We start from the raw sequence: 10054 nt of genomic DNA on the forward strand, positions 1-10054 counted from the left end.
AGGAGACGACACCATGATCCCCACCCAGGACGCCGCGCTGGCGCGCGCTACGGCCCGCGCCATCCGCCGGCTGGTCCCATTCCTGTTGCTGATGTATGTGCTGGCCTTCCTGGACCGCGCCAACATCGGCTTTGCCAAGAAGGCCTTCCAGCTGGACACCGGGCTGTCGGACGCCATGTTCGCGTTCGGCGCAGGCGTGTTCTTCATCGGCTACGCGCTGTTCGAAGTGCCCAGCAACATGATCATGCATCGGGTGGGCGCCCGCGCCTGGATGTGCCGCATCATGGTGACCTGGGGCCTGGTATCGGCGGGCATGATGTTCGCCACCACCGAGACCGCCTTCTACACGCTGCGCTTCCTGCTGGGCGTGGCCGAAGCAGGGTTCTTCCCCGGCGTCATCTACTACCTGACCAAGTGGTTTCCGTCCGGTGCCCGCACCCGGGTGCTGGGCATGTTCTATTTCGGGGCGCCGCTGGCGTTCATCTTCGGCAGCCCCTTGTCCGGCCTGCTGCTGGACATGCACGGCGCCTTCGGGCTGCGTGGCTGGGAATGGCTGTTCCTGGTCGAAGGCCTGATGGCCTCGGCCGTGGGCATCTGGGCCTGGTGGTACCTGGACAATACGCCGCGCGACGCCAAATGGCTGACAGCGGAAGAACGCCGATTGCTGACCGAGGCCATCGAACGGGAAGACGCGCACAAGGCCGCGCATGGCCCCGGCACGGCGCTGCGTGCGCTGGCCAACGGCCGGGTGCTGTTCCTGTCGCTGATCTACTTCCTGATCCAGGTCAGCGTCTACGGCGTCGTGTTCTATCTGCCGACCCAGGTCGCGGCGTTGCTTGGCAAGAGCGTGGGCTTGCAGGTCGGGCTGGTTACCGCCATTCCGTGGCTGTGCGCCTTGGCGGCCACCTACTATCTGCCGCGCCACGCCGAACGTCACGGCAACCATGCGGGCCTTGCGCTCATCACGATGCTGGTCTGCGCGCTGGGCATCGCGGTGTCGGTCAATACCGCATCGCCGCTGCTGGCGATGGTGGCGCTGTGCCTGGCCGCGGCCGGCTTCATTGCCGTGCAGCCCCTGTTCTGGTCATTTCCCACCGGTTACCTGAGCGGCGCGGCCGCCGCCAGCGGCATTGCGTTGATCAATTCGCTCGGTTCCCTGGGCGGCTTTGTGGCGCCCAACCTGAAGACCTGGGCCGAACGCGCATTCGCCTCGCCCAGCGCCGGCCTGAATCTGCTGGCCGGCACCACCGTCGTCGGCGCCCTGCTGTTCCACGCGCTGCGCAAGCGCGGCCCCACGCCACGGACCAAGCCGTCCGTCAGCGCACCCTGATCCCTGACCTGACTGGAGCAAACCTTTCCCATGCCGATGCCGACCATCAAACACGTCCGCGCCTACACCGTACGCGGCGGCGGTGCCGATTACCACGACCAGGGCGAAGGCCACTGGATCGACGACCACATCAGCACCCCCATGGCGAAATACCCGGAATACCGGCAAAGCCGCAAGCGCTTCGGCCTGAACGTATTGGGCACCCTGGTGGTGGAAATCGAAGCCAGCGACGGCACCATCGGTTTTGCCGTCACTACCGGCGGCGAACCGGCCTGCTGGATCGTCGAAAAGCACCTGGCCCGCTTCATCGAAGGCGCTCGCGTCACGGATATCGAGAAGATCTGGGACCAGATGTACAACGCCACGCTCTTCTATGGCCGCAAGGGACTGGTGCTGAACACCATTTCCGGCGTCGACCTGGCGCTATGGGACCTGCTTGCCAAGGTGCGCCAGGAACCCGTGCATGCATTGCTGGGCGGCCCGGTGCGCGACGAACTGGTGTTTTACGCCACCGGCGCGCGGCCCGACCTGGCCAAGGACATGGGCTTCATCGGCGGCAAGCTGCCGCTGCACCACGGCCCGGCCGAGCGCGACGAGGGCCTGCGCAAGAACCTGGACCTGCTGGCCGACATGCGCGGGCGGGTCGGCGACGACTTCTGGTTGATGTACGACTGCTGGATGAGCCTGGACGTGGAATACGCCACGCGCCTGGCCACCGCCGCCTATCGCGACTTCGGCCTGAAATGGATTGAAGAAGCCTTGCCGCCGGACGACTACTGGGGCTACGCCGAGTTGCGGCGCAACGTGCCGCGCGGGCTGATGGTCAGCACCGGCGAACATGAAGCCACCCGCTGGGGCTTTCGGATGCTGCTGGAAATGGAATGCTGCGACCTGGTGCAGCCGGATGTGGGCTGGTGCGGCGGCATCACCGAACTCATCAAGATCGCGGCGCTTGCCGATGCGCATGGCAAGCTGGTGGTGCCGCACGGCTCGTCGGTGTACAGCTACCACTTCGTCATCACCCGGCACAACAGCCCGTTCGCCGAATTCCTGATGATGGCGCCAGAAGCCGACCGCGTCGTGCCCATGTTCCACCCGCAACTGCTGGATGAACCCGTGCCGGTCAATGGCCGCATGAAGGCCTCGGCGCTGGATGCGCCTGGATTCGGGGTCAGACTCAACCCCGCCTGCGAATTGGAGCGGCCCTACACCCACTAAGGTCCGCGCTGGACGCGGACGCTCCGGTTTCGTATACTCCCCCCCTGTATAGACCGGAGCCCGCCGTGCCCCATTCCCCCACTGAAAAGAAGCGCGTCACCACGCGCCTGCGCCGTATCCAGGGCCAGGCGCTGGCGCTTGAGCGCGCCGTCAACGAAGGCACGGAATGCGGTGCGCTGCTGCAGCAATTGGCCGCCCTGCGCGGCGCGGCCACGGGCCTGATGGCCGAAGTGCTTGAAAGCCATCTTCGGGAAACCTTCCTGCAATCCGCCCAGGGCGGACGACCCGGCGCGACGCTCGAACCCGAAGCGGAGATCGATCAGGTCATGCGCATCGTCCGTTCCTATTTGAAATAACGCCACCCGACCTCGTGGAGCAAAGCTTATGAAATCACGCGCAGCAGTCGCATTCGGACCCGGCAAGCCGCTGGAAATCGTTGAAATCGACGTCGCGCCGCCGCAGCGCGGCGAGGTGCTGGTGCAGATCACCCACACCGGCGTCTGTCACACGGACGCGTTCACGCTCAGCGGTGACGACCCCGAAGGCCTGTTCCCCGCCGTGCTGGGCCACGAAGGCGCCGGCGTGGTGGTCGAAGTGGGCGAGGGCGTCACGTCGCTCAAGCCGGGCGACCACGTCATTCCGCTCTACACGGCCGAGTGCCGCGAGTGCAAGTTCTGCCTGTCGGGCAAGACCAACCTGTGCCAGAAGGTCCGCGCCACGCAGGGCAAGGGCGTGATGCCCGACGGTACCTCGCGCTTCAGCTATGACGGCAAGCCGCTGTACCACTACATGGGCTGCTCGACGTTCAGCGAATACACCGTGGTGAACGAAATCTCGCTGGCCAAGATCAACCCGGCCGCTCCGCACGAAAAGGTCTGCCTGCTGGGCTGCGGCGTCACGACCGGCCTGGGCGCGGTGCACAACACCGCCAAGGTCAAGGAAGGCGATACCGTTGCCGTGTTCGGCCTGGGCGGCATCGGCCTGGCGGTGATCCAGGGCGCAGTGCAGGCCAAGGCGGGCCGCATCATTGCCGTGGATACCAATCCGAACAAGTTCGTGCTGGCCAGCGCCATGGGCGCTACCGACTGCATCAACCCCAAGGACTACGACAAGCCCATCCAGGAAGTCATCGTCGAACTCACCGACGGCGGCGTGGACTTCTCGTTCGAGTGCATCGGCAATGTACACGTGATGCGCGCCGCGCTGGAATGCTGCCACAAGGGTTGGGGCGAAAGCATCATCATCGGCGTGGCCGGCGCCGGCCAGGAAATCAGCACCCGCCCGTTCCAGCTGGTCACCGGCCGCGTATGGCGCGGCTCGGCCTTCGGCGGCGTGAAGGGCCGCACGCAACTGCCGGGCATGGTCGAAGACGCCATGAGCGGCAAGATCGACCTGGACCCGTTCGTCACGCACACGCTGCCGCTGGACCGCATCAACGAAGCGTTCGACCTGATGCACGAAGGCAAGTCGATCCGTACCGTGATCCACTACTGATCCCGCCTGCCGCACCCAGACAGGCCCGGCGCACTGCGCCGGGCCTTTTTGTTTGTGTGACGAACGCGAGACATCACCGCTTGCGCATATGACAGCCTTGTCATTCATCTTCACGTAATCTTGGCCCGCGACCATGCGCCCTCGTAAAACAAGAGGGATGCACGCATGAATACGTGGAAGAGGACTACCGGCGCGGCGGCATTGAGCCTGATGATGGCGCTGCTGGCCGGATGCGGCGGCAGCGACGACGATGACGATACGCCGGCTACCCCGGCCCCTGCGCCCAAGCCGGGCCCGGCGGCCAGCCGGCCCATGGAACTGACGATCCTGCATATCAACGATCATCACTCCAACCTGGACAGCAAGAAGAAAGACCTGAAGCTCAAGAATGCAGCGGGTTCCCGCGTGACCGTGAACACGGACGTGGGCGGCTTTCCGCGCGTGACGGCGGCCTTCAAGGAACTGGCCGCGAAATCGCCCAACGTGCTGAAACTGCACGCGGGCGACGCCACCACCGGCACGCTGTACTTCAACCGCGCGGGCGATCCCGGCGAGGCCGATGCCGCGCTGATGAACACGGTCTGCTTTGACGCCATGACGCTGGGCAACCACGAATTCGACAAGGGCGACAGCGGCCTGAAGCACTTCATCGAACTGCTGCATGCCGGCACCTGCCAGACCCCCGTGCTGAGCGCCAACGTCACGTTCGGCGCCAACTCTGCGCTGAATCCGTCGCGCGCGCCGGGCATGGTCAAGCCGTCCGTCACGCTGACTCGCGATGGCCAGCCGATCGGCCTGGTGGGCCTGACCATCGCCAACAAGACGCAGCAGTCCTCCAGCCCCGACCCCGGCACGCTGTTCTCGGACGAGACCGCCGCGGCACAACAGCAGATCGATGCGCTGCGCGCCCAGGGCGTGAACAAGATCGTGGTGATGAGCCACATCGGCTATGACTACGACAAGCAGATCATTCCCAAGCTGAGCGGCGTGGACGTGGTGGTGGGCGGCGATTCGCACACGCTGCTGGGCCCGGCTGCGCTGTCGACCTACGGCGTCGGCTCGCCCGCGGGCGCCTACCCGACCGAACTGCGCAACAAGGACGGCAAGCGCGTCTGCCTGGTGCAGGCCTGGGAATATTCGCAGGTGGTGGGCGAGCTGAAGGTCAGCTTCGATGAAAACGGCGACGTGACGGCCTGCGCCGGCACCCCGCACGTGCTGGTGGGCGATGCCTTCACCATCAGCGGCGCCGCGCCCGCAGCGGCCGACAAGACCGCCATCCTGGCCGACGTGGCCGCCAGCGGTTTCCTGCGCGTGCAGGCGCCCGATGCCCAGGCGACCTCGGTGCTGCAGCCCTTCAAGGCCAAGGTGGATGCGTTCAGTGCCAGCCTGGTGGCGTCGGTGCCGCAGGAACTGTGCTCGCGCCGCGTACCGGGTGGCCCGGGCTCGCGCGATTACACGCGGTCCAGCGTCGCCTGCAACACGTTGGGCAACGTCAACCTGCACGGCGGCGACATCCAGCAACTGGTGGCCCAGGCCTATCTGGAAGTGGCCAACGCCAGCTACGGCGGCGCCGACATCTCGCTGCAAAGCGGCGGCGGCGTACGCGTGTCGCTGCTGGGCAACGTGACGGCCGCCGACGTGATCGAGGTCGTGCCGTTCGGCAACATGCTGTGGCGCCTGGACGTCACCGGCGCCGAGGTCAAGAGCATGCTGGAAGACGGCATGCAGGCGGTCTACGGTCCGGGCGGCTCCACGGGTCCGTACCCGTATGCCGGCGGCCTGCGCTGGGACGTGAACGCTGCGTTGGCCGAGGGTAGCCGGGTGTCTCGCATCGAGGTGTTCGACAACGCCAGCAGCAGCTGGCTGCCGCTGGACCTGGCCCGTACCTACAAGCTGTTCGTGCTGAGCTTCAACGCCACCGGCGGTGACGGCTACAAGACGCTGGCCAACGTGCCCGCGGCGCGGCGCCAGGACATCGGCGTGCTGGATGCCGACGTGCTGCAGGCCTACATCGACAAGCAGGCCAAGGACCCCGTGTCCGGCCTGCCGGTGCTGAACCTGCTGCCGATCAGCCAGTACAGCACGCAGACGTACAGCGAGTAAGCGACAGGCCGGCGCTCTGACCGGAGCGTCGGCCTGGTGCGCCGGGCCATGCCCTGGCCCGGCAGACTAGTCCAGGAACACGGCCCCGCCGCACAAGGCCACGCCAACGAGCAAGCCGGTGGCGGCCAGCCTGTAGCGTGGCCGCGTCTCGCGCAGGACGTTTTCCGCATAGATGCGCTCGGTCCCGTCCACGAAAGCCTCCAACGAAAAATCGCGCACCGCTTTCTGCCGGGCAGCGGCGCCCATCGTCGCCAGGGTTGCGCGCGCATCCAGGATGTCCAACAACGTCTGCGATACGCGATCCACCGCCCTGGCCGGCACGACCCAGCCGTCGACGCCCGGCGTGATGTTCTCGGCCAGCCCGCCCGTGTCGCTGACGATGACGGGTTTGCCGGCCGCCATCATCTCGCGGCAAGCGAATGAGATCGTCTCCAGCCGCGACGACAGCACGAAGCCGACATCCATCGCCGCCAGCACGGGCCGCACATCGCGCAGCAGGCCGGTGAACCGAACCGCATCCGTCATGCCCAGGGCCTGGACGCGTTGCCAATCGCCTGGCGACGGCGGGCTGCCCGCGACCAGCACCACGATCTGTCGCCGCGCGGCCTCGGGCAGCCTGGCCACCGCCTCGACCATGTCCAGCCAGTTCTTGTAGGCTGCCGTGCCGGCCTGGCTGCCGACCACCAGGCAGTCCTGCAACGCCGTGGGCAACCAGCGGGCGCGAGCCTCGCGGGCCTCTTGCGGGCTGGCCGGACGATAGTGGGCCGTATCCACGCCATTGCGCACCATGCGCAGGTCGGCACGGCGAAACGCCGAGTCGCCCATGCGCTCGAACGTGTGTCCGCTGACGCAGATGACGCGGTCCGTCGCCAGGCGCGCCCGAACGCGCGCACCCAGGCTGCGCGGGTAGCGGCTGTTGTGCTGCGTGTAGACGAAAAAGGGGCGGTCGGCGCCCATGCCCAGCGCGGCCAGCATGCACAGACGATGATCGGCCGAGCCGTTCGCGTGAACCACATCGAAGGCCTCGTCGCGCAGCAGCATACGCAACTGTCGCAGTGCGCGCCATTGCTGCGCGGGCCGCCCTCGGAAAGGCAACGCAATCGCGCGGATGCCGGGCAGGGCGGCTGCCTCGTCCAGCAGACGACTGCCCGCGGGGGCCGCCACCGAGATGCAGGCCTTCGGCCCCAGCGTGCGCGCCAGCGACACGACATACGTCGTATGGCCGCCGCCATCGCCCTGATGGAAGTTGGTGTACAGAATCTTCATCGATGCATCCGCCAGGCCAACGCGTCGTTACTGCGCATCGCGCAGCGCCTGGCAGAAAGCCGCCGCGAACTCGGGGCCGCCGCGCATGCGCAGGTACGTCGCGTAGTGCTCGCGGTACCGCTCGCTGTAGACGTCCGGCAGGGGCCTTGCACGCGACAGCTGCGACATGCCCGACGCGCGCCAGACGGCGACGTCGGCGCGCACCGCCGCGCGCGGCATCTGGCCTTGCGCCAGCTGGGCCGACACCGCGTTGCGCACGGATTCGGGCAAGTTGCATTCGCCGTCCGGCATCTGCGGCAGGCCAATGGCCGGCGCAGGCTGCGCGGCGTGTGCGGCCGGCAGGCCGGCCATCATGAGGGTGGTGCACGCCACCAGGATCGATCGCTTCATAGACGCTCCGTGGCAGGCCTGGAACAAGGCGGCCCGCTCGACAAGACCAGTCTATGGAGGGCGTCCCGACAGAACGCGGACAGGCAGATTAGTTTTCTGTAATGTCGCCGTCGGCAATGGAAAAGCCGATGGTCGTCACCCCGCCTTCCGAGCGGGCAAACGGCCGGCCGCCGTGCATGCGGGCAATGGCGGCCACGATAGCCAGGCCCAGGCCGTGGTGGTTCGAATCGAAAGGCCGCGCCGCATCCATGCGATAGAAGCGGTAGAACAGGCGCGGCAGGTGTTCCTGGCCAATCGGGTCGCCCTGGTTGCGCACGGCGATGCGGATGCCGTCGGCGTCTCGATCGATGAGCAGGTCGATGCGGGTACCGGGATGCGCATAGCGCACGGCGTTCGACAGCAGATTGGATACGGCCCGCTGCAACAATGGCCGATCCACCCTGGCTGCCGCATCGCCAGACACCGCCAGGGACAGGTCCGCGTCCAGGGCCTCGGCCTCGTGATAGGCGGCCACCTCGGCCACGGCCTGCGCCAGGCTCTCGGTGCGGGCGCCGCGCGCCTGCGCGCCACGGTCGGCCTGCGACAGGAACAGCATGTCGTTGACGATGCCGGACAGGCGTTGCAGTTCTTCCAGGTTGGATCCCAGGATTTCCCGCAGCACGCTTTCCGGACGCTTGCCGCTGAGCGCCAGTTCGGTCTCGCCGATCAGCGTCGCCAGGGGCGTGCGCATCTCGTGCGCGACGTCGGCATTGAAGCCTTCCATCTGCACATAGGCGCGTTCCAGGCGCTGCAACACCGCGTTGAATTGATGCACCAATGGCCGGATCTCTTCGGCCTGGTGGCTTTCGTCCAGGCGCTCGCCGATACGGTCCGGTGACAGCCGCGCCGCCTGCCGACCCAGTTCATCCACGGGCGCCATGGCCCGCCGCACCAACAGCGTGCCGATGGCCGACACCACGATGGCGCCGGCCAATGCGCAGGCCAGCAGCGTCCAGGCCAACGCGGCGCGCAGATGCAGGTCGGACGTGATGTCCAGCACCAGTTCGGCGTTCATCGAACCACGCGGCGAACCGGGCACCGGCAGCGTGAAGCTGATGCGCCGGTCGTGCCCCTGGCTGGCATCGCCGTCGTCCGGCATGCCGTACGCGACTTTTTCGCCGTCCAGTTCCAGCACCAGTGAAAAATCCGGCTTGCCGTAGAAGAAGTCATCCAGCTTGTGCCGCAGCGACGATGAATCACCCTTGGCCGCGTTTTCCTCGACCAGGTGCTTGATGACTTCCATCTTCTGCGTCAGCAGCGCCTCCTGGCGAATCGACAGGTTGACGTTGGTGGCCCAATAGACCACGGCGCAGATCACCGCCAGCGCGGCGAAAGTCTGGATCGCCAGCCAGCGCGAGAGCCAGCGGCGCAATGACCGGGCACGCGGCGCGACCATCAGTCTTCCCGCACTTCCAGCACGTAGCCCATGCCGCGCACCGTGTGCAGGAGCTTTTTCTCGAAGGGATCGTCGACCTTGCCGCGCAAGCGCCGCACCGCCACCTCGACCACATTGGTATTGCTGTTGAAGTTGATGTCCCAGACCTGTTCGGCCAGTTCCAGGCGCGACAGCACTTCGCCCTGCTTGCGCATCAGCAGCGCCAGCAAGGTGAATTCCTTGGCGGTCAGGTCCAGCCGCGTGCCGGCGCGGTAGGCGCGGCGGCGCAGCAGATCCAGTTCCAGGTCGCCGATGCGCAGCACGTTCTGGCCCCCGGCCTCGGCCACGTTGTGGCCGCTGCGGCGCCCCAGCGCCAGCACCCGCGCCAGCAGCTCGGACAACGCAAAGGGCTTGGCCAGGTAGTCGTCGGCGCCGTCGCGCAGGCCCTTGACGCGGTCTTCCAGCTTGTCGCGCGCGGTCAGCATCAGGACCGGCACGCGGTCGGTCTTGCGCAGTTCGTGCAGCACGGCAAAGCCGTCCATGCCAGGCAGCATCACGTCCAGCAGGATCAGGTCGTACTGGCTTTCGCGGGCCAGGTGCAGGCCGCTGACGCCGTCCATGGCCACGTCGACCACGTAGTTATGCTCGGTCAATGCCCGGCGCAGGTACTCGGCGAGTTTCTTCTCGTCTTCAATAACCAGTATTTTCATGGGGCCCCGGGATGAAAAAAGGGAACAACCGCAACACGCCGACGCCCTATTCTACGGTCGCGGCGCCGGCCCATGGCAAGCGCCGCCCTGGCGCGACGGCGCGGGACGGCGGCGGCAGGGCGGCCCGCG

General features: G+C 66.8%; 9 protein-coding genes. 5 read left to right on the forward strand and 4 right to left on the reverse strand.

The window, feature by feature from the left end; translation table 11 throughout:
• The first annotated feature begins 13 nt into the window (after positions 1-13).
• The 5 genes from HV798_RS16590 (at position 14) to HV798_RS16610 (ending at position 6145) form a co-directional block, all read left to right on the forward strand.
• On the forward strand, positions 14-1330 hold the full coding sequence (locus HV798_RS16590; protein WP_175193257.1) for an MFS transporter: 1317 nt from the start codon (positions 14-16) through the stop codon (positions 1328-1330).
• Between the two features lie 30 nt (positions 1331-1360).
• Positions 1361-2548: an L-rhamnonate dehydratase gene (gene rhmD / locus HV798_RS16595; protein ID WP_175193258.1), complete on the forward strand. Its 1188-nt coding sequence runs from the start codon at positions 1361-1363 to the stop codon at positions 2546-2548.
• Between the two features lie 65 nt (positions 2549-2613).
• On the forward strand, positions 2614-2904 hold the full coding sequence (locus tag HV798_RS16600) for a metal/formaldehyde-sensitive transcriptional repressor (protein ID WP_175193259.1): 291 nt from the start codon (positions 2614-2616) through the stop codon (positions 2902-2904).
• Positions 2905-2932: 28 nt separating this feature from the next.
• Positions 2933-4042 (forward strand): S-(hydroxymethyl)glutathione dehydrogenase/class III alcohol dehydrogenase, encoded by a 1110-nt coding sequence (locus tag HV798_RS16605; RefSeq protein WP_006392429.1) that lies wholly within the window; start codon positions 2933-2935, stop codon positions 4040-4042.
• 165 nt (positions 4043-4207) lie between these two features.
• Positions 4208-6145, forward strand: a complete 1938-nt coding sequence (locus tag HV798_RS16610; protein ID WP_175193260.1) for a bifunctional metallophosphatase/5'-nucleotidase — start codon at positions 4208-4210, stop codon at positions 6143-6145.
• A 66-nt stretch (positions 6146-6211) separates the two neighbouring features.
• Here HV798_RS16610 and HV798_RS16615 read toward each other — a convergent pair whose 3' ends face one another.
• The 4 genes from HV798_RS16615 to HV798_RS16630 form a co-directional block, all read right to left on the reverse strand.
• Positions 6212-7411, reverse strand: a complete 1200-nt coding sequence (locus HV798_RS16615; RefSeq protein ID WP_175193261.1) for a glycosyltransferase family 4 protein — start codon at positions 7409-7411, stop codon at positions 6212-6214.
• Between the two features lie 27 nt (positions 7412-7438).
• A complete protein-coding gene (locus HV798_RS16620; protein WP_246288867.1) occupies positions 7439-7801 on the reverse strand; it encodes a hypothetical protein in 363 nt (120 codons plus the stop codon).
• 88 nt (positions 7802-7889) lie between these two features.
• A complete protein-coding gene (locus tag HV798_RS16625; protein ID WP_175193262.1) occupies positions 7890-9236 on the reverse strand; it encodes a heavy metal sensor histidine kinase in 1347 nt (448 codons plus the stop codon).
• Positions 9236-9925, reverse strand: coding sequence for a heavy metal response regulator transcription factor (locus HV798_RS16630; protein ID WP_025139867.1), 690 nt, complete (start codon positions 9923-9925; stop codon positions 9236-9238). The genes HV798_RS16625 and HV798_RS16630 overlap by 1 nt, the downstream gene beginning before the upstream one ends.
• Between the last annotated feature and the right edge of the window lie 129 nt (positions 9926-10054).

The sequence above is a fragment of the Achromobacter deleyi genome (assembly GCF_902859705.1).
Lineage (GTDB): Bacteria > Pseudomonadota > Gammaproteobacteria > Burkholderiales > Burkholderiaceae_B > Achromobacter > Achromobacter deleyi.